This window comes from Wenzhouxiangella indolica (genome assembly GCF_042310355.1).
GTDB lineage: Bacteria > Pseudomonadota > Gammaproteobacteria > Xanthomonadales > Wenzhouxiangellaceae > Wenzhouxiangella.
This window is the reverse complement of the sequence record NZ_JBHJMR010000001.1, coordinates 261,099-285,956: the sequence shown is the minus strand read 5'-3', so window position 1 is coordinate 285,956 and position 24,858 is coordinate 261,099. Positions and strand designations below refer to the sequence as shown.

General features: G+C 65.5%; 20 protein-coding genes. 14 read left to right on the top strand and 6 right to left on the bottom strand.

Annotated features, from left to right (window positions below):
- Positions 1 to 2 precede the first annotated feature (2 nt).
- The 5 genes from ACDC67_RS01315 (at position 3) to ACDC67_RS01295 (ending at position 4,964) form a co-directional block, all read left to right on the top strand.
- The gene (locus ACDC67_RS01315) at positions 3 to 374 is read left to right on the top strand and encodes a GntR family transcriptional regulator (RefSeq protein WP_376690036.1); all 372 of its coding nucleotides are present in this window, start codon (positions 3 to 5) and stop codon (positions 372 to 374) included.
- The gene (locus tag ACDC67_RS01310; protein WP_376690035.1) at positions 371 to 1,255 is read left to right on the top strand and encodes an ABC transporter ATP-binding protein; all 885 of its coding nucleotides are present in this window, start codon (positions 371 to 373) and stop codon (positions 1,253 to 1,255) included. Before ACDC67_RS01315 ends, ACDC67_RS01310 begins: the two co-directional genes overlap by 4 nt.
- Positions 1,252 to 2,220 carry a hypothetical protein gene (locus ACDC67_RS01305; RefSeq protein ID WP_376690034.1) on the top strand — a complete coding sequence of 323 codons (969 nt, stop codon included), beginning with the start codon at positions 1,252 to 1,254 and terminating at the stop codon, positions 2,218 to 2,220. The genes ACDC67_RS01310 and ACDC67_RS01305 overlap by 4 nt, the downstream gene beginning before the upstream one ends.
- Positions 2,220 to 2,567: a hypothetical protein gene (locus ACDC67_RS01300; protein WP_376690033.1), complete on the top strand. Its 348-nt coding sequence runs from the start codon at positions 2,220 to 2,222 to the stop codon at positions 2,565 to 2,567. Before ACDC67_RS01305 ends, ACDC67_RS01300 begins: the two co-directional genes overlap by 1 nt.
- Positions 2,568 to 2,708: 141 nt before the next feature.
- Positions 2,709 to 4,964: a TIGR03032 family protein gene (locus ACDC67_RS01295; protein WP_376690032.1), complete on the top strand. Its 2,256-nt coding sequence runs from the start codon at positions 2,709 to 2,711 to the stop codon at positions 4,962 to 4,964.
- Between the two features lies 1 nt (position 4,965).
- On the opposite strand, the gene ACDC67_RS01290 is transcribed toward ACDC67_RS01295, so the two are convergent.
- Complete coding sequence (locus ACDC67_RS01290; RefSeq protein ID WP_376690031.1) at positions 4,966 to 5,520, bottom strand: hypothetical protein; 555 nt, start codon at positions 5,518 to 5,520, stop codon at positions 4,966 to 4,968.
- A 163-nt stretch (positions 5,521 to 5,683) separates the two neighbouring features.
- Between ACDC67_RS01290 and ACDC67_RS01285 the strand changes: the two genes are divergently transcribed.
- Both ACDC67_RS01285 and ACDC67_RS01280 read left to right on the top strand, forming a co-directional pair.
- Positions 5,684 to 7,876: a TonB-dependent receptor family protein gene (locus ACDC67_RS01285; RefSeq protein WP_376690030.1), complete on the top strand. Its 2,193-nt coding sequence runs from the start codon at positions 5,684 to 5,686 to the stop codon at positions 7,874 to 7,876.
- 146 nt (positions 7,877 to 8,022) lie between these two features.
- On the top strand, positions 8,023 to 8,343 hold the full coding sequence (locus tag ACDC67_RS01280; protein ID WP_376690029.1) for a DUF4156 domain-containing protein: 321 nt from the start codon (positions 8,023 to 8,025) through the stop codon (positions 8,341 to 8,343).
- 9 nt (positions 8,344 to 8,352) lie between these two features.
- Here ACDC67_RS01280 and ACDC67_RS01275 read toward each other — a convergent pair whose 3' ends face one another.
- The 4 genes from ACDC67_RS01275 to uvrB all read right to left on the bottom strand — a co-directional run bounded on the left by ACDC67_RS01275 (position 8,353) and on the right by uvrB (position 13,213).
- The gene (locus ACDC67_RS01275; protein WP_376690028.1) at positions 8,353 to 8,868 is read right to left on the bottom strand and encodes a type 1 glutamine amidotransferase domain-containing protein; all 516 of its coding nucleotides are present in this window, start codon (positions 8,866 to 8,868) and stop codon (positions 8,353 to 8,355) included.
- Positions 8,869 to 8,962: 94 nt separating this feature from the next.
- Positions 8,963 to 10,303 (bottom strand): hypothetical protein, encoded by a 1,341-nt coding sequence (locus tag ACDC67_RS01270; RefSeq protein WP_376690027.1) that lies wholly within the window; start codon positions 10,301 to 10,303, stop codon positions 8,963 to 8,965.
- A 125-nt stretch (positions 10,304 to 10,428) separates the two neighbouring features.
- The gene (locus ACDC67_RS01265; protein ID WP_376690026.1) at positions 10,429 to 11,142 is read right to left on the bottom strand and encodes a ZIP family metal transporter; all 714 of its coding nucleotides are present in this window, start codon (positions 11,140 to 11,142) and stop codon (positions 10,429 to 10,431) included.
- A gap of 52 nt (positions 11,143 to 11,194) precedes the next feature.
- Entirely contained in the window at positions 11,195 to 13,213 is a 2,019-nt protein-coding gene (gene uvrB, locus ACDC67_RS01260; protein ID WP_376690025.1) for an excinuclease ABC subunit UvrB, read from the bottom strand.
- Positions 13,214 to 13,313: 100 nt separating this feature from the next.
- On the opposite strand from uvrB, the gene ACDC67_RS01255 reads away from it, so the two are divergent.
- The 7 genes from ACDC67_RS01255 (at position 13,314) to ACDC67_RS01225 (ending at position 23,047) form a co-directional block, all read left to right on the top strand.
- Entirely contained in the window at positions 13,314 to 14,492 is a 1,179-nt protein-coding gene (locus ACDC67_RS01255; protein WP_376690024.1) for a pyridoxal phosphate-dependent aminotransferase, read from the top strand.
- Positions 14,489 to 15,187: a YceH family protein gene (locus ACDC67_RS01250; RefSeq protein ID WP_376690023.1), complete on the top strand. Its 699-nt coding sequence runs from the start codon at positions 14,489 to 14,491 to the stop codon at positions 15,185 to 15,187. The genes ACDC67_RS01255 and ACDC67_RS01250 overlap by 4 nt, the downstream gene beginning before the upstream one ends.
- 152 nt (positions 15,188 to 15,339) lie before the next feature.
- Entirely contained in the window at positions 15,340 to 15,870 is a 531-nt protein-coding gene (locus ACDC67_RS01245) for a GspH/FimT family pseudopilin (RefSeq protein ID WP_376690022.1), read from the top strand.
- Between the two features lie 325 nt (positions 15,871 to 16,195).
- Positions 16,196 to 16,834 carry a TetR/AcrR family transcriptional regulator gene (locus ACDC67_RS01240; protein WP_376690021.1) on the top strand — a complete coding sequence of 213 codons (639 nt, stop codon included), beginning with the start codon at positions 16,196 to 16,198 and terminating at the stop codon, positions 16,832 to 16,834.
- Positions 16,831 to 19,269 (top strand): acyl-CoA dehydrogenase, encoded by a 2,439-nt coding sequence (locus ACDC67_RS01235; RefSeq protein WP_376690020.1) that lies wholly within the window; start codon positions 16,831 to 16,833, stop codon positions 19,267 to 19,269. The genes ACDC67_RS01240 and ACDC67_RS01235 overlap by 4 nt, the downstream gene beginning before the upstream one ends.
- 131 nt (positions 19,270 to 19,400) lie before the next feature.
- Complete coding sequence (locus tag ACDC67_RS01230) at positions 19,401 to 21,770, top strand: 3-hydroxyacyl-CoA dehydrogenase/enoyl-CoA hydratase family protein (protein ID WP_376690019.1); 2,370 nt, start codon at positions 19,401 to 19,403, stop codon at positions 21,768 to 21,770.
- A 98-nt stretch (positions 21,771 to 21,868) separates the two neighbouring features.
- Positions 21,869 to 23,047 (top strand): acetyl-CoA C-acyltransferase, encoded by a 1,179-nt coding sequence (locus ACDC67_RS01225; RefSeq protein ID WP_376690018.1) that lies wholly within the window; start codon positions 21,869 to 21,871, stop codon positions 23,045 to 23,047.
- Positions 23,048 to 23,532: 485 nt separating this feature from the next.
- Here the strand turns inward: ACDC67_RS01225 and ACDC67_RS01220 are convergent, their stop codons facing one another.
- Positions 23,533 to 24,825 (bottom strand): NAD(P)/FAD-dependent oxidoreductase, encoded by a 1,293-nt coding sequence (locus ACDC67_RS01220; protein ID WP_376690017.1) that lies wholly within the window; start codon positions 24,823 to 24,825, stop codon positions 23,533 to 23,535.
- Positions 24,826 to 24,858 lie beyond the last annotated feature (33 nt).

Here is a 24,858-nt window from a genome sequence, read left to right as displayed (position 1 = left end):
TCATGGAAGCCCGCTGGGACGACAACCAGCCGATCTACTGGCAGCTGCGCGAAAAGACCGTGGCAGCCATTCTGGACGGCACCTTGCGCGAAGGCCAGCCTTTGCCTTCGGTGCGGCAGGTGGCCGTGGACTTCCAGATCAATCCGCTCACCGTCTCCAAGGCCTACCAGTCGCTCGTCGACGACGAGCTGGTGGAAAAGCGGCGGGGCGTGGGGATGTTCGTGCGTGAGGGCGCACGCAGCAAGCTCCTGGCGAGCGAACGAAAACGGTTTCTCGATGAAGAATGGCCGCGGCTGGCACTGCGCATCGAAAAACTCGGCCTGTCCATCGAGGATTTGCTGGCCGCAGCCAGAAAAGAGGAGAGCAATTCATGAGTTTGACCATTCACGCGCGGAACCTGAAACGTCATTACGGCAGCAATCGGGCGGTCGACGGAATCGACCTGGAGATTCCCGCGGGCCGCATCGTCGGCCTGATCGGCCCGAACGGAGCCGGCAAGACCACGGCGCTGAAAGCGATACTCGGGCTGACCGGATTCGACGGCGAACTCGAGGTACTCGGCCGCAAACCGAACAGGGATCGCGATGAACTGATGGAAGACGTATGCTTCATCGCCGACGTGGCCGTCCTGCCCCGCTGGGCGCGGGTGTGGCAGGTCATCGAGATGACCGAGCGATTGCACCCGCGGTTCTCCAGGGAACGCTGCATGCACTACCTGGAAAACACCAAGGTGCGGCAGAAAGCCAAGGTCAAGACCCTGTCGAAAGGCATGGTCGTGCAGCTGCACCTGGCGCTGGTCATGGCCATCGACGCCAAGCTGCTGGTGCTCGACGAACCGACCCTCGGGCTCGACATCCTGTTTCGCAAGCGCTTCTACTCCAACCTGCTCAACGAGTACTTCGACGAGGAGCGCACGATCCTCATCACGACCCACCAGGTCGAGGAGGTCGAGCATATTCTGACGGACCTGATGTTCATCAAGGACGGCAAGCTGGTTCTGAACGCCACCATGGACGCCGTGCACGAGCGTTATCGCGAGGTCATGGTCAAGCCCGACCGGGTCGACGAGGCGCGGACGATGAACCCGATCCACGAGCGCGTCCTGTTCGGGCGCCACATCTTCCTGTTCGACGGCGGCGACACCTCGCGCCTGAAGGAGATCGGCGAGCTGCACCGTCCGAGCGTCGCCGATCTTTTCGTGGCCCTGATGGGCGAGGAGTACGAGAATCGCGCCGAAACGGAGGACGCGGCATGAGCATGCGAATGACCAAGACGCTCTGGACGCTGATGCGCCGCGAGCTGTGGGAAAGCCCCGGCGCCTTCAAATGGGCGCCCGTGACGATACTCGGCCTGACCCTGTTCTTCATCGTGTTCGGGCTGATCCTGGGCTCGCGCTTCGACAACGAGATGGCCTTCACCCTCGACGCGATCCGGCAGTTTGCCGACGTGCCGGCCGATCAGAAACGCCTGTTCGTGACCGGCGCGCTGTTCTCCGTCTCGACGCTGTTCTTCCAGGTGCTGCTGCTGGTGCTGCTCTTCTATCTATCGAGCTGCCTCTACGACGAGCGCAAGGATCGATCCATCCTGTTCTGGAAATCCTTGCCCGTCTCCGACACCGTGACCGTGGCCTCGAAGATCTTGACGGCCATCCTGCTGGCACCGGCGATCTACCTGGCCGTCGTCATCGTCACCCAGTTGATCGTGCTGATGATCGCGACGGTCTACGGGTGGTTGGGCGGCATCAACCCATTCACGGCGTTCTGGCTGCCGGCATCCCTGCCACACCTGTGGGCGGTGATGGCACTGGGCCTCCTGATCCAGGGCCTGTGGCTGCTGCCGGTCTATGCGTGGCTGGTCTTCTGTTCGTCCTGGGCGCCGCGCGTACCGATCCTGGTCGCGGTCGCCGTACCCGCTGTCATATCGCTGGTGCAGCACGCCTGGAGCCTGTTGTCGAGCTTCAGCATGCCGCAACTGAATGTCGGCATGATCATCCTCAAGCGCCTGGGCAGCGGCATCCTCCCGAGCAACGTGAGCTGGAGCGTGGACTCGAGCGGCGAGGAGATCACCATGAGCGACGTGGAGTTCAGCGAGCAACTCTTCATGAGCTTCTCCAACAGCCTGGAGTACCTGTTGCGTCCGGGTATGTGGATCGGGATCGGCATTGCCCTGGCACTGCTGGCCGGATCGATCTGGTTCCGCCGCCGCGCCACCGACAATTGATGCCCACAGCCGCGGCGATTGCAGCCCTGGCCGCCGTTCTGGCCGGGGCCGCGACCGCACTGGCTCAAGGCGCACCCTGGCAGTATCCCGCCGGCGCGGCGCTTGCCGCCGCCGCGCCGCTGGCCTTCATCCTGATTCGCCACCGATCGGGCCAGCCGCTCGGCGGCCATCCGGTGACGATCTCGGTCCTCAGCGGTCTCGGCTGCGTTACGGCGATGATTGCCCGGCAGCGCTTCGGCCCCGGCTACGAGTGGACCTTGTGGCTGGCGCTGGCAGCGCTGCTCGTGTGGATGCTGTGGCAGCGCGGACGCCGCGATACCGACAGCAACGGCGGCAGCGGCACCTGAAAGCCGTCGGGTTACAATCCGACCCCGATCAGTCAGACAAGAGTCCAGGGGGCGCCTCGATTGGCGCAATTACCCTAGAAACACCGTAATGTCTGCAGTAACACGAACCATCGACACCCGCACCAAGCCGACGGATTGCCCATGAAACTCGACGCCCCTTTCATCCGCCTGCCCTATCGCTTCGACGCCTCGGTGGTACGGGCCGAAATCGAGGCGCTCGACGACACCGACGGGTGGCAGCCGCACCCGCGCCAGTTCGAAGGGCACGAAATCCTGCCGCTGATCAGCGCCGACGGCGAAGGCGACGTTGCGCGCATGGAAGGCAGCATGCAGCCCACGTCCTGGCTCGAGAAACTCCCGGCGCTCGAGAAGTTGCTCGCGGCACTCGACACGATCGTCGGTCGCGCCATGCTCGTCCGCGTCAAGCCGGGCGCATCGGCGCCGAGAACCGTCGACGCCGGCGGCTACTGGCATCGGCGCGCCCGGGTGTTCATGGTCATCGCCGGCGGCGACCATGCCGAGTGGCGCTGCGGTGACGCCGCCACGTCGATTCCAGACGGGCAGGCCTGGCTACTGGACGGCTGGCGCGGCTACCAGTACAGCGCTGCCGACAAAGCCGAGCTGCTCTACCTGGTCGTCGACACGGTCGGATCGGCGACCTTCTGGTCGACGGTCAAGTCGGCCGACCGGCCGCTCGATGCCGACAGGGATTCCGGCATGAGCCCGCGCCAGATCAACCTCCAGACGGCCCAGCGGCAGCTGGATACCGAAACGGTCAGAACCGGCCGGGTCATGTCGCCCTGGGAGATGGAGAGCCTGGTCAAGGACATCATGTCCGACGTCAGGGCGGTCGTGCCCGACAATGCACCGCACCTGCCCAAGCTCGAAGCGGCGCTGGACCAGTACGTCAACCAGTGGCAGGGCATCCACGCCCGCCACGGTGACGACGAGTCCGGAGATCCGGCCTACCGCCAGGCGATGGAACAACTGGTCGCGCAGGCCGGCATGTTTGCCGGCAACTGGACGCTGCCCAACGGTCTCGATGCAGCCCAGGCGCTGTACCAGACGATCGTTGTCGGCGCACTGCGCGATGCCGATGGCAAGCCGGTCGTGGTGGTGCCGCCCAACGCCCGGCGCCAGCAGCAGGCTGCGGCCGGTGCCGCCGCACCCCAGGCCGGCTCGAATGCCAACGACAATGCCGAGCAGGAAAGCGGCCCAGCGCCCGCCGTCGGAACGCCCATGCGGGCGCCGGCCGGCGCCGCCGGAGCGCCGCAAGGTGGCCCGCAAGGCCATCCCGGCGCGCCCAACCAGGACGCCAACATCCAGGATCCGAATCAGTCGCCGCTGAGAAGCGTCCACACCGCGAGCCTGCCCAAACTGCTGCAGCAGGCGGCCAGCTCCCTGCTGGTCAGCACCTACCAGGCCGGAAAGCTGGTCATCCTGCGCGAGAACGAGGGCAAACTGAACACGCATTTCCGCGTCTACAACCGGCCGATGGGCCTGGCGGCGGACGGCGGCCGCATGGCCCTGGGGACGGCAGTATCTGTGGAGTACTACCGCAACATGCCGGAAGTGGCCCGCAAGCTCGAGCCCGAGGGCAAGCACGATGCGGCCTTCCTGCCGCGCCACGGCCACATCACCGGCAACATCGACATTCACGAGATGGACTGGGCCGGTGATGAACTGTGGCTGGTCAATACCCGCTTCTCCTGCCTGTGCACGCTCGACAACGAGCACAGTTTCGTCCCGCGCTGGCGACCGAAGTTCATTTCCGGCTACGCGGCGGAAGACCGCTGCCACCTCAACGGCCTGGAAGTGGTCGACGGCAAGCCGCGCTACGTCACCGCGCTGGGCACATCCGATACCGCCGGCGGTTGGCGCGAAAACAAGGCCGGCGGCGGCGTGCTGATCGACATCGAGTCGGACGAGATCATCTGCCGCGGGCTGTCGATGCCGCACTCGCCGCGCTGGTACCAGGACAAGCTCTGGGTACTGGAATCGGGCAACGGCACGCTGGCCACGGTCGACCCGGAAAACGGCCAGCTCGAGACCGTCGCCGAACTGCCCGGCTTCACCCGCGGGCTGGACTTCCTCGGACCCTACGCCTTCGTCGGCCTGTCCCAGGTGCGCGAGTCGGCGGTGTTTTCGGGGATTTCCCTGACCGAGCGGGTGAGCGAACGCAATTGCGGGGTCTGGGTCGTCGATGTCCGGTCCGGCAAGACCGTCGGCTTCCTGAAGTTCGAGGATGCCGTGCAGGAAGTCTTCGCCGTATCCGTCCTCGGCGGCATGCGGTTTCCCGACGTGCTCGGCGGCAACGACAAGCACCTGGCGATCAGCTACTCCCTGCCCGACGAGGCGCTGAAGGAAGTCGTCCGTGCGGAACCGGCGGCGTCCTGAACTACTGCGCGGGCGAGGCCTGTTGAACGGCCGCGCCCGGCTCCTTCAGGCGCGCCTGCCTGAACCAGTAGACCCGGCACTCCAGCCCGCGCGGACTGCGGCCGATATAGACGAAATCGATGCGCGGCCAGACGGGCATGCGCCCGGCTTCGCCAAAGCGCTTGTTCTCCAGTTCCAGCAAGACACCGATGCAGGGCCAGTCGTGCTCGCGGGCATCCTCCTCGAGCAGCCTGACGCCCTTGCGTAGCAGGTTGTAGACCACCCGCGTGTGCCGCCAGGCCGGCGCGACGAAGCTGCGATAGTAGTAGACGGGCTGGGCCAGCTGGGGCGGTAGCTGGGGGACGGCTGTGCCGACCGCGGCCACCTCACCTTCTTCATCACGGGCGAACATCACCACCTGGCCGACGCGCTGCCGGGCATCCTGACCACCCGGCAAGGCTTCTTCCCTTTGCCAGAAGCGGATGATGTCCTCGGCGTCGGCCGGCGTCAGCTGATCCCAGCCAGCATGGTAGGTGAATCGTGCTGTCGCGCTCTTGCGCTCGCTTGCCCCGCTCATCGTCCCATCCGTTCCTTGAATGACATCCCGACACTTTAACGAAATTTCCTCGCCCGGACCGTCACCGGCAAAAACAGGACTGGACTTGCGTATGCAAATGATTCGCGTTTAGAATCGCGCCTCGTTCGAAACGCTTCAACCCAAAACCCGAGGAACACGCCCCGTGATCAGAAAGTACCTGTTCGCCGCTCTCGCCATCGGCCTTGCCACCGGCGCTGCGGCCCAATCGGAAGACAACAACCGGGAGGCTGCGTCAGACCGTGGCCAGGAAGAGGCCCGAGCCGCCCAGCAGACCCTGCAGTCCATTCTCGACCGCCTGCGCATCGTCGGCAGCAGCGCTGACGCCCGACGGCTGTCGGGCACAGGGGCCGTGATCGATCCGCAGCAGATGGAAATCGAGGCGCAGACCGATATCAACCAGCTGCTCAAAACCGTCCCCGGCGTGTATATCCGTGAGGAAGACGGCGAGGGCCTGCGCCCGAATATCGGCATCCGCGCCGCGGCCGGCGGCCGCTCCAGCAAGGTCACCCTGCTCGAGGACGGGGTGATGATCGCCCCGGCGCCCTACTCCAACCCGGCCGCCTACTACTTTCCGCAAGCCTTCCAGATGCACGCCGTGGAAGTCCTCAAGGGCGCTCCCCTGCTGCGCCACGGTCCGCAGACCACCGGCGGCGTGATCAACCTGGTCACCACGCCCATTCCCGCCGAGACCAGCGGCCGCATCCTGACCATGCTGGGTGAGCATGGCCGCCACGACACGCATGCCTGGGTCGGTGGTCGCGAGGGCGACTTCGGATGGCTGGTCGATACCGTCTACCGCGACAGCGACGGCTTCAAGGACATCGACCGCAGCAACCGCGACACCGGATTCGACATCGAGAGCTACATCCTCAAGTTCGGCTGGACCGGTGAGCGCCAGAGCTTGCTGGCCAAGGCCCAGTACTCCGAGGAAACCTCGAACGAAACCTATGCCGGCCTGACCGACGCCGACTTCGATCGCGACCCCAACCGCCGCTACGGCCTGTCGGAAATCGACCAGATGAACAACGACCACCAGGGCTTCTCCCTGGCCTGGGACTTCGACCTCTCCGACCGGATGGCGCTCTCGGCGCTGGCCTACTACAACGAGTTCGCCCGCGACTGGTTCAAGGGCAGCTTCGGCTCCCTGGTCGACGCCGCCAATGCCGGCGATCCCGAAGCCCTGGGCGTACTGCACGGGGAAGTCGATATCGCCGGCCTGGGATACAAGCACAACAATCGCGAATATGAGTCCTACGGCCTGGAGCTCGCCCTCGACGCGGAGTTCGGTGATCACCGGCTGCAGCTCGGCGCACGAGATCACAGCGACCGAATGGACCGATTCCAGCCGGTCGAAGTCTACGACCAGATCAACGGCAGCCTCGTGTACCGAGACGTCATCGCGCCCACTGGTGGCGACAACCGCCTCGAAGGCGCCGATGCCATCGCCCTCTGGGCCATGGACCAGTGGCAGGTCACTCCGGATCTCAAGCTCGACCTGGCCCTGCGCTACGAAGACGCCGAGACCTTCCGGCGCCAATTCGGCAGCCCGGATCGCGCAGATGAGCCCGCGCGCCGCAGCAGTTCCGCCAGCGAATGGCTGCCCGGCGCCTCGCTGACCTGGGACTTTGCCAACCGCCAGCAGCTCCTGGCCGGCGTGCACCGCGGATTCGCGCCCCTCGGCGGCGGCGCCACCGAAAACGACGAGCCGGAAACCAGCGTCAACTACGAACTGGGATGGCGCTACTTCAACGAGGACCTGTTCGTCGAACTGGTCGGCTTCCTCAGCGACTTCGAGAACCAGGCCGAGGTCTGCTCGAACGCCAGCCCCTGCAGCAACGGCGCCACCTCCGGCACCTTCGTGACCGGCGAGGCGGTCGTCAAGGGCGTCGAGTTCCAGCTGGCCAATGAATGGCGGACCGGCGGCCTGACCATTCCGCTGAGCTTCAACTATACCTACAGCGACGCGCAGATCAGCGAGGACAACCCCGTCACCGGCGTATTCGACGGCGACGAACTGGCCGACATTCCGGAAAACATCTTCAGCCTGCGGCTGGGCTTCGAACACAGCAGCGGCTGGGACAACCACTTCATCGCCAAGTACATGGACGAAACCTGCATCCAGGTCGGCTGCAACCGCGCCGACGGTGCCTTCGAGCGCACCGAGTCACTGTTCGTGGTCGACTGGATCTCGCGCTATGCGATCACCGACGAGGTCACCGCCTTCGTCAAGGTCGACAACCTCCTCGACGAGCAGGTCATCATCTCCCGCCTGCCCCACGGCGCCCGCCCCAACAAGCCGCGTACCGGCATGGTCGGCGTCGACTATCGCTTCTGACACCGCGGGAGCAAACCGGTCCGGGCCTGAACCGCAGGCCCGGACTTTTCTCCAACCCTGTGCGCGATGCCAAGCGCGTTGACGCCGCAGCACCTCCCGCCTATCGTAGGCGCCATGATCCTTCCGAATATCGACGACCTCGTCCGATGAAGACACTTCTGACTGGAACCGCTGCGGCCATTCTCCTGGCAACCGGCTGCACCTGGGTAAAACTCGAGCGCGGCGCCGAGGGCGTCCGCCTGGTCGAAGCCTCGCACGTGCGCAACTGTGAGAGGCTCGGAACGACCACGACTTCGGTTCGAAGCCGCGTCGCCGGCGTCGAACGCAGCGCAAGCAAGGTCGAGGCCGAACTGGCCGACCTCGCCCGCAACAGCGCCTGGGACATGAACGGCGACACCATCGTCACCGACGGGCCGGTCGAAGACGGCGAGCAGCGCTTCGTGATCTACCGCTGCCGGAGCAGGTAGCGACGCGGCTCAGTCCAGCGCCGCCAGGATGGCCCTGCAGAAGGCCGGCAGGTCGTCCGGCACGCGGCTGCTGATCAGATTGCCGTCGACGACCACTTCCTCGTCCACCCACTCGGCCCCGGCATTGACCATATCGTCGCGAATCGACGGGAAGGATGTGACGCGCCGGCCGCGCACGATATCGGCCGAAACCGGCACCCAGCCGGCATGGCAGATCCAGGCAACCGGCTTGCCCGCCTCGTGCAATGCGCGCACGAAGTCGACCATCGACTTATGACGGCGCATCTTGTCCGGCGCCATGCCGCCCGGGATCACGACCGCATCAAAATCCCCGGCCCGCACATCCGAAGCATTGACGTCGGCCTTGACCGCGTAGCCCTTACCACTGTGGTATACGTCCTTGCCCGCACCCAGCACGGCAACGCGCGCACCGGCCTCGATCAGGCGCAGCCGCGGGTAGTGCAGCTCCAGCTCCTGGTAATCGTCTTCGACGAGAATCGCGATGTGTTGGTCGCTGATCGCCATGCATGCCTCCTGTTGCGAAACTCAATCTGATCTTACTGCACGTGCATCAACGATCATTCAAGACCCGAAGCCGGACCACACGCCACCAGTCTCGTCAAACCTCACAATTGAGCATGGCATTCAAGTGCTGCTCCTCTTCGCTGAGCAAATCCCGATCGAAGAGTCCGCCAGCGTAAACGTACTGCTTGCCGAACAACGAAGTGAGCTCGTAGATTTCTGGCGGCTCGAGTTGCGCCTGCAGTTCGCCGGGTGCAAACCCAAGAAGCCTGTCGTCTTCTGCGAACCGCATACTGGCCAGGAAACGTTTTCGGCCTTCGGTCGAGAGCATCTGCAATGGCGACTCACCACCGCTTTCTATCTCGTCAAGGTGGCGCTCGAGGTCGTTGCGCGTATTGATCGCGGCGCTCTCCCGAATGCGTTCCCAGGCCTCACCGCGCTCCGGGCAGCCACGCGTGTATGAAGGCTTGTCCGCATGGGCGAAAACGTCGTCCGGCAGCTGCGAGGCATCGAGCAGCCCCAGGCGGTCGAATCCATCGGCGAGCGCTTTCAAGCCTTCGGGGCCGCCCCGCCACCCGACGAGCGTGTCGACGATTTCGCCGTCGCGAACGAAGTGAAACTGGGGTGTCGAATCGAACTCGGCAATCGGCCAGTCGGCCGGATCGTCGACCAGTAGCGTGGGCGAGTCTGGATAATGTTCGTTCCAGTGGGTGATCGAGCGGAAGGTGTTGTTCTTGGAGCGCTCGGCCAGCCAGACCGAGTGCGACTCAACCAGCGGACCCAGCACCTCGTCGACCGGCAATTCGCGGACTGCGACCTTGCAATAACTGCAGCCCGGCGAAGTCACGACCAGCAGCTTCGCGCTCTCCAGCTCCAGCCAGTCGCCGCTCAGGCGATTCGCCTCGCCATCCACGTGCCAGACCTTGCGAGCCCCGTCCGGGCGCGGCGCCGGGGCAGGGACGACCTCCGGCACCTGCGGCAGACCCGCGTCCGGAAAGTCGGCGCGAAGCCGCCGCGCAGCCGGGTAACGTCCCGCCGCCTGATAGGCCGTGAACAGATGACTCAGTTCCCCTGAATCGACCAGCCCTCGTGAAAGCGCCTCTTCCACCACGGCACGGAGACGGGCCAGCGTCCAGTCCGCGCGAGCATGCAAGACCGCCCGTCGAGCCGCCCGCAGCCGAATCGACACGGCCTCGTCGGTGGCTTGTTTCAGTCCTTCGCCGTAGGCCCGATCGCACCACAGCAAGCGAAAACGCTCGAGAACCTGATCGACCAGATCGCTGATCTCGCCCTCGGTGTAGTCGAACTCGTGGGACACCGCCACGAATTCGGTAAAGCGCTCATCATCACTGCGCGCACCCTGCTCGCAAGCCGGATCGGCGGCGATGGCCGAGATGGAATACAACGCCAATAGAACAACAACAACGCGCAACGCCACTTTCGCTTCCTCTCCGGCCGAACCGGTCCATCGCCCCTGTTGAAATACTGCAACGGAAACCGGCCGGATTCAAGTCATCCTTCGCGAGAATGGCGAAGCAACTGGCAGCTTGGCGACGCCAGACCTCATCCGATGAGCCCATGCCCGACCATTCCCATCAGGAAGCCCGCCACGGCGCCCAGCGGCGGCGCCCAGTGGCGGTCGAGGCGGGCCTGGGGAGCGATGTCCTGGAAGACCAGGTAGAGGATGCCGCCGGAGGCGAACAGCATGATGGAAGACACCACGGCGGGCATCTCCACCAGGAACACGAAACCGAGCAGTGCCGCGATCGGGCCCATCAGTGCGATGGCGCCGAACGCGAGCAGAATCTTCCCGGGTTCGGCGCGTGTGGTGGCGTTGATTTCCCGGTAGGCGTTGAACGACTCCGGCAGATTCTGCAGCGTGATGAGCACCGCCAGCAGCACGGCGACGTTCGAACCGGATGCAAACACGGCGCCGAGCGCGAGGGCTTCGGGCCCGAAATCGGCCAGCATTGCCGCGAGTTGGCCGGCCGAGGATTCATTTCTTGCGAGCAGCCAGTCCAGGCCGAAGAAGAACACGCCGCCGAGCACGAACCAAAACGCTGAGGCGGTGACCGGCAGCTCCTCCATGCCCCTGGGCACCAGCACCAGTGCAACCGCGGCCAGAAGGGCACCGCCGCCGAAGGCGATGACCGTGTGACGAAGTTCCTCTTCGAGCCAGTCGGGCCGGATCCGCTCTACCGAGGCCAGCGCTGCACCGGCGGGAACGCTCAGGCCGGCGCCGGTCGCGATCAACAGGACGATGATCCACTCGGGCATTGTCTGTCAGCCTATCTGGCGGCCTTCCAGGCGATAGTTTCGCATGTATGCGTCAAGTCGCGACCTTGAAGCCCTGGTCGCGGATCTTGTGGATGCGGTCGCGGATCTCGGCCGCCTTTTCGAACTCCAGGTCCTCGGCCGCGTTGAACATCTCCTTTTCCAGCTTCGCGATTTCCTTTGCGGCATCCGCGGGCGAGACCGGCTCGACCGAGTACTCGGACTGGCGATCCTCGGCCACCTTGCGCGCCGGCTTCTTCTTGCCCGGCATGTGCTGGGCATCGGCCATGATGTCTTCGATGTTCTTAACGATCGTCTGCGGCGTGATGCCGTGCGCTTCGTTGTGGGCGATCTGCTTGGCGCGCCGGCGCTCGGTCTCCTCGATGGCGCGCTGCATCGAATTGGTGACCTTCTCGGCATAGAGAATCGCCTTGCCCCGCACGTTACGCGCCGCCCGGCCGATCGTCTGGATGAGCGAGCCTTCCGAGCGCAGGAAGCCTTCCTTGTCGGCATCGAGAATGGCCACCAACGACACCTCGGGCATGTCCAGGCCTTCGCGCAGCAGGTTGATGCCGACCAGTACGTCGAAAGCGCCCAGCCGGAGATCACGGATGATCTCGACGCGCTCGACCGTGTCGATGTCGGAGTGCAGATAGCGCACGCGCGTGTCGTGCTCGGCCAGGTACTCGGTCAGGTTCTCGGCCATGCGCTTGGTCAGCGTGGTCACCAGCACGCGATCGCCCTGCCCCACGCGATCCCGGATTTCCGACAGCAGGTCGTCGACCTGGGTCGAGACCGGCCGGACTTCCACCTCGGGGTCGACCAGGCCGGTCGGTCGCACGACCTGCTCGGCGACGGTCTGCGAGTGATCGAACTCCCACTGACGCGGCGTGGCGGAAACGAGCACCATCTGCGGCGCCCGTTCCTCGAACTCCTCGAAGGTCAGCGGCCGGTTGTCCAGCGCCGAGGGCAGGCGGAAGCCGTAGTCGACCAGGGTTTCCTTGCGGGCCCGGTCACCCTTGAACATGCCGCCGATCTGCGGAATGGTCACGTGCGATTCGTCGACGATCAGGATCGAACCCCGGGGCAGGTAATCGAACAGGGTCGGCGGCGGGTCGCCGGGCTGGCGGCCGGTGAGATGGCGCGAGTAGTTCTCGATGCCCTGGCAGTAGCCCAGTTCGAGCATCATCTCGATATCGAACTCGGTGCGCTGCCTGAGGCGCTGCGCTTCGAGCAGCTTGCCGGAGCGCTCGAGCTGCTCGAGTCGTTCCTTGAGCTCGGCCTTGATCGCCCCGACCGCGTCGAGCACGACCTGCCGGGGCGTGACGTAGTGCGTTTTCGGGAAAATCGTCAGTTCATCGGTCTTCTCGTGCAGCTCGCCGGTGAGCGGATCGAAGAAGCTGATGCGTTCGATCTCGTCGTCGAACAGCTCGACGCGCACGGCCTCCATTTCCGAGTCGCCCGGGAACATGTCGATGACCTCGCCGCGCACGCGGTAGGTGCCGCGCCGCAGCTCGAAGTCGTTGCGCGAGTACTGCATCTCGGCCAGGCGGCGCAGGATCTCGCGCTGGCTCATGCGCTCGCCCACTTTCAGCGGCAGGGTCATCTTCAAAAAGGAGCTGGGATCACCCAGACCGTAGATCGACGAGACCGTGGCGACGATCAGCGCATCAGGCCGTTCGAGCAGGGCCTTGGTCGCCGACAGGCGCATCTGCTCGATATGCTCGTTGATCGAGGCGTCCTTCTCGATGAAGGTGTCCGACGAAGGCACGTAGGCCTCGGGCTGGTAGTAGTCGTAGTAGCTGACGAAGTACTCGACCGCGTTATCGGGGAAGAAGGCCTTGAACTCGCCGTAGAGCTGCGCGGCCAGGGTCTTGTTCGGCGCCATCACCAGGGCCGGGCGCTGGATGCGCTCGATCACGTTGGCCATGGTGAAGGTCTTGCCCGACCCGGTCACCCCGAGCAGGGTCTGGTGCGACTGCTCGGCCCCGAGCCCCTTGACCAGGGCATCGATGGCAGCCGGCTGGTCACCGGCCGGGGCATAGCTCGAGGCCATGCGGAAACGCTTGCTCATTGACCGGAATCACTCTTCGCCATTGCATGACGATTATAATGGTTCACTCGTTCGCGGCCGTGATCGGCCGCACCACACGAATCCAGTAGGGAGTTGTATCGTGACATTTCGATTTGCATCGCGCGTCAGCCAGGTCAAACCGTCTGCCACCATCGCCATGGCGGCCAAGGCCGCCGAGCTCAAGGCTGCCGGCAAGGACGTGATCTCGCTGAGCATGGGCGAGCCCGATTTCGACACGCCGGCGCACATCCGCCGCGCCGCGGCCGAGGCGATCGAGGCCGGCCAGACGCGCTACACGCCGGTCGATGGTACGCCGGAACTCAAGCAGGCCGTGATCTCGAAGTTCCAGCGCGACAACGAACTGAGCTACGAGCCGAACCAGATCCTGGCCTCCACCGGGGCCAAGCAGAGCCTGTACAACCTGATGCAGGCGCTGATCGGCGAGGGCGACGAAGTGCTGATCCCGGCCCCGTACTGGGTTTCCTACCCGGACATGGCCCGCCTGGCCGGCGGCGCGCCGGTGACGCTCAACACCACGGCCAAGAACAACTACCTGGTCACGCCGGCCCAGCTCAAGGCCTCGATCACCGAGCAGACCCGGCTGCTGGTTCTGAATTCGCCGAGCAACCCGAGCGGCCGCGCCTACACGCGCGAGCAGCTGGCCGCCATCGGCGAAGTGCTGCTCGAGTACCCAAAAATCATCGTCTGCACCGACGACATCTACGAACACATCTGGTGGGCGGACGAGCCGTTTTCCACCCTGGCCCAGGTCGTGCCGGCACTGCAGGACCGCACCCTGGTGGTCAACGGCGTCAGCAAGGCCTACGCGATGACCGGCTGGCGCATCGGCTACACCGCCGGCCCGGCCGAGATCATCAAGGAAATGAAGAAGATCCAGGGCCAGAGCACCTCCAACCCCAGCTCGGTCAGCCAGGCCGCGGCGGTTGCCGCGCTCAACGGCGACCAGGCCTGCGTGGGAGAAATGTGCAAGGCCTTCAAGGAACGCCACGACTGGCTGGTTCCGGCACTGAACGAACTGCCGGGCGTGAGCTGCGAGCCCGGCGAGGGCGCGTTCTACGCCTTCGCCGACTTCAGCGGCGCGATCGAGAAGCTGGGCCTGTCCGACGACATCGAGCTGGCCGAGCACCTGCTTGAAAAGGCGCTGGTCGCATCGGTTCCCGGCACCGCCTTCGGCACCGTCGGCCACCTGCGCCTGTCCTTCGCCTGCGGCCTGGATACCCTCAAGCAGGCCGTCGAGCGAATCGGGGACGCGCTGTGAGCAACGGACCGGAGCACGACGGCCCGGAGGGCACGCCTGAACCGGCCGACGAACAAGAGGACGGCACTCGCCTGAGCGCCGTCGAGGCGCGCGTGCTCGGCTGCCTGGTCGAAAAGGAATCGACCACGCCCGACGCCTATCCGCTCACGCTCAACGCCACCACCACGGCCTGCAACCAGAAGAGCAGCCGCGAGCCGGTCATGAAACTCGAGCCCGGCCGCGTCGGCCAGGCCCTGCGCGAACTCGAACGCAAGGGCCTGGTGCGGCACGACTTCTCGGCGCGCGCCGAACGCTACCGGCACACCGCCGAGAAAGGCCTGGAGCTGACCGAGGCCCAGCTGGCCCTGATCACCCTGCTGATGCTGCGCGGCCCGCAGACCGTCAACGAGTTGCTGACCCGCACCGAGCGCATCCACCGCTTCGATGACGCCGACGACGTGGTTTTTACGCTCGAACGCCTGATGCAGAAACAACCACCCATGGTCGTACGCCTGCCCCGGCAGTCCGGCCAGCGCGAAGACCGCTACATGCACTTGCTTTGCGGCCCGGTGGAAACCGGCGGCGCAACAAGCGAGCGGCGTTTCGAAGCGGACTCCGCCGCCGAGACGGAGTCCGAACTGGTTGCACGCCTGGAAGCCCTCGAGGACCGGGTGGCCAGACTGGAAGAGCGACTCCCGGCGAGCCAGGACGACTGACGCCGAAGCGTTTGCCGACAGTTCCAGCAGCGCCGTCGCACAGAACGGGGCGGCGATTTCCTACATTTTTTCCCGACCAATAGCGACTGACTCCCACACCGCTTCTGGCGGATGCTGAGCACCGGCATCCACCACAACGCGAGGAGGGTTTCATGTCGGATCGGAAAGAACGCGGTTTCACGCTTGTCGAAATGGCGCTCGTGGTCGCCGTACTGGCGGTCATTCTCACGGTCGCTGTCCCGGCGCTCGGCCGTTTCGTCGAACAACAGCGCCTGACGGCCTCGGCCAACCACCTGGTCGCGCACCTGCAGTTCGCCCGCGGCCAGGCCATCAGTCACAACACGCTAGTGGCCGCCTGCCCCAGCAGCGACGGCCTCAGCTGCACCGGCCGGAATCGCTGGGAAGACGGCTGGATCGTCTACCTCGATCCGGACAAGGTCGGCCAGCCGGCGCGCCCGGAAGACGTGCTGCGGGTCGTCGATGGCAACCCGCGGCTGACCATGCACTCCGGTGGACGCGAACGGGTGCGTTTCAAGGGCAGCGGTGTGGCCTACGGCACCAACCTGACCATCCGCGTGTGCACGCCGGGCAATCCCGAAGCCGCCCGCGCCGTCATCGTCTCCAACCCCGGCCGCGTGCGCGCCACCCGCGATGTCGACCCGGCCGAGTGTGGTGGCGGTTGAGGACGCTGGGGGGTCATCATCAAAACCTTTGGAAACGCAAAGACGCAAAGACGCCAAGAATGGAAAAGATCTTCAGGAATGGATGAATCAGGCCGAATCAACCCCAAGCAGCCCCTGGCAAGGCTTGCCGCAGCTCTGCAACCCGGGTGATTCGTTCCGAGCGACTGCATCACCATGCCGCGCCAGCTCCCCCGACTGGAACATACCCCTTCCTTTTTCTTCGCGTCTTTGCGTCTTTGCGTTTCAAGGATTTTGCTTCTCAAAGCTTGAACAATGCGCACCGGGAGCGTAGGATTGAAACAGCTGTTTGAATCGAGCGTTTCAATTGTCTGTTTCGACCCGAGACCGCATCCTCGACGCCGCCGAGCGCCTGTTCGCCGAACAGGGTTTTCACCTGACCACGCTCCGACAGATCACCCGGGCCGCCGAGGCCAATCTGGCGGCGGTCAACTACTATTTCGGGTCCAAGCAGGAACTGATTCGCGCCATATTTCGCCGACGTCTCGACGCGCTCAACGCCGCCCGGCTCGAGCGCCTGGACGCCATCGAGGACGACGATCAGGCCCCTGACCTCGAGGCAGTGCTCGACGCCTTCGTGGTGCCGGCGCTGGAATTCACGCGCGGCGGCGACGCCGAGGGCCAGCGCTTCATGCAACTGCTCCTGCGCGCCTTTGCCGACCGCGACAATGCGCTGCATGAAGCCATGCGGCACGAGTACGCCCACGTAATGCGCCGTTTTGCCGACGCCGTATCGGCCGCCCTGCCCCGGGCCGATGCCACCCGGCTGCGGCACCAGCTCGATTTCATTGTCGGCGCCTTGACACTGACCATGGCCGAATCGGCCCTGAAGGACACCCGCATCATCGCCGCCGAGCTGGTGCAGTTCGCTGCCGCCGGCCTGCGCGGCAGTCTCGATAACCGTATCCCTGAAAGTGCCCGTCGCACTCTGGAGGCAACATCATGACCTGGCTGTTGATCATCACACTCATCGCCGGCCTGCTCGCGCTGGCCTGGTTCCGTGCCCCGTCCTGGCTGGCGGCGTTGCTGGCCGTCACTGCCCTGATCGGCACGATCTCGCAAGCGGCCGCCTGGCCGGTGATCACCCTGTACGCGATCACCGCCGTGGCGCTTGCCGTCGTGGCCATCCGACCGCTGCGACGCCTGCTGGTCTCCGACCGCCTGTTCGGGTGGTTCAAGTCGGTACTGCCACCGCTGTCCGATACCGAGCGCGAGGCGCTCGACGCCGGCTCGGTCTGGTGGGACGCCGAACTGTTTTCCGGGCGGCCGCGCTGGAAGAAGCTGTTCGGCATCGACAAGCCGGCGCTTTCGGCCGAGGAGCAGGGCTTTATCGACCAGGAAGTCGAGACCCTGTGCGCCATGCTCGACGAGTGGGAGATCAACACCGACCTGAAGGACCTGCCGATCGAGGCCTGGCAGTACATCCGCGAGAAGCGGTTCCTGAGCATGATCATCCCGAAGGAGTACGGCGGCCTGGGCTTTTCCTCGCAGGGCAATGGCGCGGTGGTCACCAAGATCGCTTCGCGCAGCCTCTCGGCGGCCGTTTCCGTGATGGTGCCCAACTCGCTCGGCCCGGGTGAACTGTTGATGCACTTCGGCACCGACGAGCAGAAGAACCACTACCTGCCCCGCCTGGCCCGCGGCGAGGACATTCCCTGCTTCGCGCTGACCTCGCCGCTGGCCGGCTCCGACGCCGCCTCCATGCCCGACGAAGGCATCGTCTGCAAGGGCAGCTATAAGGGCGAGGAAGTGCTCGGCCTCCGGGTCAGCTGGGACAAGCGCTACATCACCCTGGCGCCGGTGGCGACCGTGCTCGGCCTGGCCTTCAAGGCGAAGGATCCCGACGGCCTGCTGGGCGACCGGAAGAACCTGGGCATCACCTGCGCCCTGATCCCGACCGAAACGCCGGGGGTCGAGATCGGCGACCGCCATCTCCCCGGCGGCAGCGTGTTTCTCAACGGTCCGACCCGCGGCAAGGACGTATTCATCCCGATGGAATGGGTGATCGGCGGCCAGGAGCGCGTCGGCCAGGGCTGGCGCATGCTGATGCACTGCCTGGCGGCCGGGCGCGCCATTTCGCTGCCCGCCCAGAGCGTGGCCAACGGCAAGCTCACCAGCATGACCACCGGGGCCTACGCCCGGGTGCGCTACCAGTTCAAGCAGCCCATCGGCCACTTCGAGGGCATCGAGGAACCGCTGGCGCGCATCGCCGGCGAGACCTACCGCATGGAAGCCGCGCACAAGCTCACGCTCAGCGCGCTCGACCACGGCGAGAAGCCGGTGGTGCTGTCGGCCATCCTCAAAGCCTACCTGACCGAAGCCAACCGCCGCGTGCTCAACGACGCCATGGACGTGCACGGCGGCAAGGGCGTGGTCGAGGGCCCCAACAATTACCTGTCGATTCCCTGGCAGTCGATCCCGGTCGCGATCACCGTCGAGGGCGCCAATATCCTGACGCGATCCATGATCGTCTTCGGCCAGGGCGCGATCCGCTGCCACCCCTGGCTGCTCAAGGAAATGGAGTCGGCCGCCGACGACGACGCCAGGGCCTTTGACAGCGCCCTGTTCGGTCATATCGGCTTCGTGATCTCGAACTTCGTGCGCGCGCCCCTGCTGGGCCTGACGGGCGGCCTGCTCAGCCGCTCGCCCGTGTCCGGACCGACCGCCAGGCACTACCGCAGGATCAATCGGCTGAGCGCGGCCTTCACCCTGACGGCCGACCTGTGCCTGCTGATCCTCGGCGGCAAGTTCAAGTTCAAGGAAAAACTCTCCGGCCGCCTGGCCGATGCACTGGCTCACCTGTACATGGCCTCGACCGCGCTGCGCCGGTTCGAGGACGACGGCCGGCCCGAGGAAGACCTGCCGATTCTCGAGTGGGCCGTGGCCGACAGCCTGCACCAGGCCGAGGACGCCCTCTTTGGGGTGCTGCAGAACTTCCCGGTCGGTGGCCTGGGCGGCATCCTGCGTCCCCTGCTCTTCCCCTGGGGCCGCCGGCACCATCCGGTCGACGATCGCACCACCCATCGCATGGCCCGCCTGATGATGGAAGACTCGCCCAGCCGTGACCGCCTGATCGCCGGCGCCTACCAGTCGAAGGCCGACGACGGCACGGGGCTGGTCGGCCAGGCATTTGCGGCGGTCCTCAAGGCCGCACCCGCGGAGATGGCGGTACGCAACGCGCTCAAGGTCGTACCCAGCCCGGTCAACGTCGACAAGGTGGTCGCCAAGGCCGTCTCCGCCGGCGTGATCACCGAGGAACAGGGCACGGATCTCAAGCGCGCGCAGGAACTGACGGCGAAAGTCATCGCCGTCGACGAGTTCACGCCCGAAGAGATCGGCGGCCAACAGGCAATGAAACCACCAATGGCCAAGGCCAGTTAGGTGATGAACCGAGAGGAAACCACCGAAGACACCGAAACACACCGAATAATTTCTCCCAATTTCGGTGCCTTCGGTGAGTTCAGTGGTTCCAGCATGTATTGAACAGCAACGAGTGAATTGAAGGAAATCAAATGACAGATCACAAGCTCCAGGTACGACGTGCTGCGGTACTGGGTGCGGGTGTGATGGGCGCCCAGATCGCCGCTCACCTGACCGCCGCCGGCATTCCGGTCGATCTCTACGACCTGCCCTCCGACGACGGAGACCGCAACAAGCTGGCCGAGCAGGGTCGCCAGGGTCTGCTCAAGCTCAAGCCCGCGCCGCTGGGCAGCAAGGACCTGGTCGAGTTCATCCGCCCGCTGAACTTTGCCGATGACCTCGACAAGCTGGCCGAATGCGACTTCATCATCGAGGCCGTTGCCGAGCGCATGGACATCAAGCGCGACCTCTACGGCAAACTGGCTCCGCACGTGCGCGACGGCGCAATCTTCGCGTCCAACACCTCGGGACTTTCCATCACCGAACTGTCGAAGGAACTGCCCGAGAAGCTGCGCGGCCGTTTCTGCGGCGTGCACTTCTTCAATCCGCCGCGCTACATGCACCTGGTCGAACTGATTCCGCATGCCGGCACGGACGACAAGGTCATGGACCTGCTCGAGGACTTCCTCACCCGGAACCTGGGCAAGGGCGTCGTGCGCTGTCGCGACACGGCCAACTTCATCGCCAACCGCGTCGGCATGTTCACCATGCTGTCGGTGATGCACCACGCCGATCGCCTGGACCTGGGCTTCGACACGGTCGACGCGATGACCGGCCCTGCAATCGGGCGGCCCAAGAGCGCGACCTTCCGACTGGCCGATGTCGTCGGGCTCGATACGATGGGCAACGTCATCAACACCATGAAGGCCCAGCTCGAGGACGATCCCTGGCACGCCTGGTTCGAGCAGCCCGAGTGGCTGCAGAAACTGATCGAAGCCGGCGCCCTCGGCCAGAAGGCCGGCGCGGGCGTCTTTCGCAAGGAAGGCAAGACCATCCGCGTCCTCGATCCGAAGTCCGGCGACTACCGCGACACCGACTACGGCCTGCCCGACGAGGTCAAGAAGATCCTGGCGATCAAGGACCCGGGTGAAAAGCTGGCCGAACTGGCCAAGTGCGACAACGCGCACACCGAGTTCCTGTGGTCGATTCACCGGGACCTCTTCCACTACTGCGCCTACCACCTGGCCGAGATTGCCGACAGCGCGCGCGAAGTCGATCTGGCTATCCGCTGGGGCTACGGCTGGAAAGTCGGCCCGTTCGAAATCTGGCAGTCGGCCGGCTGGAAGAAGATGGCCGAGCTGATCGAGGCCGACATCGGCAACCGCAAGACCGGCGTCGAAGCCGGTCTGCCCGAATGGGTCCGGCAGATCGAAGCCGCGCACGCGGCGGAGGGATCCTGGGCGGCCGACCAGGCGCGCTACCTGCCGCGCCCCGACCTGCCGGTATTCCAGCGCCAGTACCAGCCGGTGCGCCTGCTGGGCGAGAAGACCGACTCCGGCACGACCGTGTACGAGACCGACTCGATCCGCCTGTGGACCCTGCACGACGACGTGCTCATCGCCAGCCTCAAGAGCAAGATGGCGGTTATCGACATCGGCGTTGTCGAGGGGCTCAACGCGGCCGTGGACCGGGCCGAATCGGATTTCGAGGGCCTGGTGATCTGGCAGCCCGCCGGCCCGTTCTCGGCCGGCGCCAACCTCAAGGCCGCCGCCGAAGCCATCCAGAAGGGCGATTTCGAAAGCGTGCGCGACCTGGTCGGCGGCTTCCAGGCCGCCAACCTGCGCCTGCGCTATGCGTCGGTACCGACCGTCGCCGCCGTACGCGGCCTGGCCCTGGGCGGCGGCCTGGAGCTGGCCATGCACACCGCCGTTCGCGTGGCGCACCTGGAGAGCTATATGGGCCTGGTCGAGGCCGGCGTCGGCCTGCTGCCGGCCGGCGGCGGGCTGGGCACCCTGGCGATGCAGATCATCGACGACGTCAAGGCCGGCGACAGCTACCCGCTGCTCGAAAAACGCTACAAGCAAATCGCCATGGGCCAGGTTGCCGGCTCGGCCATGGAAGCGAAGGAAATGGGCTACCTGCGCGAGCACGACCGCATCGTGCTGCACGAACACGAACTGCTGCATGCCGCCCACCACGAGGTGCGCGCCATGGCTGCGGCCGGTTTCCGTCCGCCGCTGGCCGGCCGCAAGTTCCCGGCCGCCGGCGACGTCGGCATCGCCACGCTCAAGATGCTGCTGGCCAACATGCTCGAAGGCCACTTCATCTCCGAGCACGACTACGAGATCGGCTCGCGCATCGCCACGGTGCTGTGCGGCGGCGAAATCGACCGCGGCTCGAAGGTCGACGAGGAATGGATTCACCGCCTTGAGCGCGAGCACTTCCTCGAGCTGGCCGCGATGGAAAAGACCCAGGAACGCGTGGCCCACATGCTCAAGACCGGAAAGCCGTTGAGGAACTGAAATTAACGGTTTACGGTTTACAGTTTCCGGAAGCCCGCCCGTAAACCGTAAACCGTAAACCGGAACCCGAATCAATCAGACATCCGAGGACTCCACCCATGAGTGACGCATACGTAGTAGCCGCCGTTCGAACCCCGGTCGCCCGGGCGTTCAAGGGCGCATTCAGGAATTACCGCCCCGACGACATGCTGGCCCACGTGATCCGCGAATCGCTGGCCGAAGTACCCGAACTGGACCCGGCCCGCGTCGAGGACGTGATCGTCGGTTGCGCCATGCCGGAAGCCGAACAGGGCATGAACGTCGCCCGCATCGGCGCCCTGCTGGCCGGGTTGCCGGATTCGGTGCCGGGCGTGACCGTCAACCGCTTCTGCTCGTCGGGCCTGCAGACCATCGCCATGGCCGCCGACCGGATCCGCCTGGGCGAGGCCGACGTGATGATTGCCGGCGGCACCGAAACCATGACCATGGTGCCGATGATGGGTCACAAGGTGGCCATGAACCCCAAGGTGTTCGAGGACGACAACATCGCCATCGCCTACGGCATGGGCATCACGGCCGAAAAGGTCGCCAGGAAATGGGATGTCTCGCGCGAGGACCAGGACCAGTTCGCCTACCAGTCACACCAGAAGGCCATCGCCGCCATCGACGGCGGCGAGTTCTCCGAAATCCGCCCGGTCACCGTCACCAACCGCGTGCCCGGCCCCGACGGCACGGTTCGCGAAACCGAAACGGTCGTCGACACCGACGAGGGCCCGCGCCGCGACACCACGCCCGAGGCGCTGGGCAAGCTGCGCACCGTCTTCGACGCCAAGGGCAGCGTCACTGCCGGCACCAGCTCGCAGATGTCCGACGGCGCCGGTGCGCTGATCCTGGTTTCCGAGAAGGTCGTCAAGGAACTGAACCTGAAACCGCTGGCCGTATTCCGCGGCTTTTCCGTGGCCGGCGTTCCGCCGGAAATCATGGGCATTGGCCCGATCGAGGCCATCCCGAAGGTGCTCAAGCAGACGGGTATCGGCAAGGACGACCTGGACTGGATCGAACTCAACGAAGCCTTCGCCGCCCAGGCCCTGGCCGTGATCCGCAACACCGAAATCGATCCGGACAAGGTCAACCCGCTCGGCGGCGCCATCGCCCTGGGGCATCCGCTGGGAGCGACCGGCGCGATCCTGGCGTCCAAGCTCATCCACGGCCTGCATCGCCGCGACCAGCGCTTTGGGATGGTCACGATGTGCATCGGCACGGGCATGGGCGCGGCCGGTATCTTCGAACGGGTTTAGTGTACCCCGTCACTCATATTGTGACTTATAGCGAGTGCCTCAGGGGCCAGATGCAAGGCGCGATTGCGCCGGCGTAGTGGCGCTACGTCAAGCAATCGCAACGCCGCAGATGGCCCCTGAGGCGCTCGCCCGAGGGGAGCCCCGTACAAGCCCGATCGCGGCGTTGGCGCTCTTGCAAAGGGCACCACCCTTCCCGGCGAGCGCCGCCTTGCGCTCGGGCTTGTACGGCGCTCTATAAGTTACAAGATGAGTGACGGGGTACACTAGGCCCATTAAAAAAGGCGGCGCAGGGGATGCGCCGCCTTAACCCCCCAGCGCGTCCCTTCCGGGACGCTACCGGGTGCGCCCGTACCAGCAAACGGGCTGACCTGCCAAGCTTGTTGATGAACAGTCTGACAAGGTCTTCGGCTTCGGCCCAGACGCAATTCGCCGCGAAAACCTGTAGGAAATTCACCCGCGTCCTTGTAGGAAATTTCCTACAAAGGTCAACCGCGATCCCGCCAGCGGTCGACCAGCTGCGCCTTCCAGTAAATCCCCTGCCCCACCGCACGGCCCAGCAGTCCGCCGGCCCAGACCGGCCGCCAGCGCTCGAACTCGGCCAGGCGCTGACCCTGCCCGCTCAGCGCTTCGGCCATGATTTCGCCGGCCAGGGTCGTCGTCGCCATGCCGTGGCCGCCGAAAGCCAGCGCGTACCAGAGGCCGTCGCTCGTTCGACCCAGCAGCGGCATCTCGTGCCGCGCGTAGCTCATCCAGCCGCCCCAGGCGTAGTCCAGGCGAACTCCGGACAGCCTCGGAAAGACGCGCGCCAGGTCTCGCCGCATCAGCCGGCGAATGGCGGCCGGTGAGCGACTCGCCATGGAGATGCGCCCGCCCCACAGCAGGCGGGTGTCGGGCAGCGGCCGATAGTAATCGAACGCGAAACGCGTGTCGTAGACCGCCACGGACCGTGGCAGGCACTCGGCAAGCCGCTCGCCCAGGGGCTCGGTCACGGCAATGTAGGTGGCCACGGGCTGCAGCGCCCGCTGGATCGACGGCACCAGGCGCCGATCATAGCCGCCGGTGGCCAGCACGACCTGCCCGGCTCTGAGCCGACCCCGTCGCGTTTCCAGCCGCCATTCCGCGCCATGCCTGCCGATCGCAGTAACCGCAGAGTCGCCGAGCACGCGTCCGCCAGCGGCCTCGATGACCCGGCACAGGCCACGTACGTGCCGCAGCGGATGAAAATGGAAGCTGCCGGGCTCGAACAGGCCGCCGCCGTAGCGCGGCGAGTCGACCCAGTCCGGCATGGCCTCGGGCGGCACCCAGTCGAGCTCGAATCCGAGTCGGCGCTGCATCCGGTCGGCGATCGACTGCATGCGCTCGGGCTCACCAAACCAGTCGGCCAGCAGCACGCCGGTGTCGTCGACCCGGCAATCAATGGCGTGGCGGTCGATCCGCCGGCGAATCAGGGCGACCGCGTCGCGCGTGTAGCCGTGCAGGCGCGCGGCATCTTCATCACCGACCTGTTCGATCAGCGCGTCGTTGCCCAGCGAATAGCCGGCGAACACGAATCCGCCGTTGCGGCCGGATGCACCGGCCCCCGGCGCTTCGGCGTCCAGCACGACCACGTCCGTCATGCCGCGCTCGACCAACCCGAGCGCGGTGGCGATACCGGCCAGACCACCGCCGACGACGGCCACGCCGCAGCGCTGATCGCCATCGAGCACGGGCCAGGCCCGGTCGCCGGCCTCGGCCTGGTACCAGCTCTTTCCCGGCCAGCGATCAGCGCCCGCGTTCATGGCAGCCGGCCGCACGGGTGATAAGATTGGAGA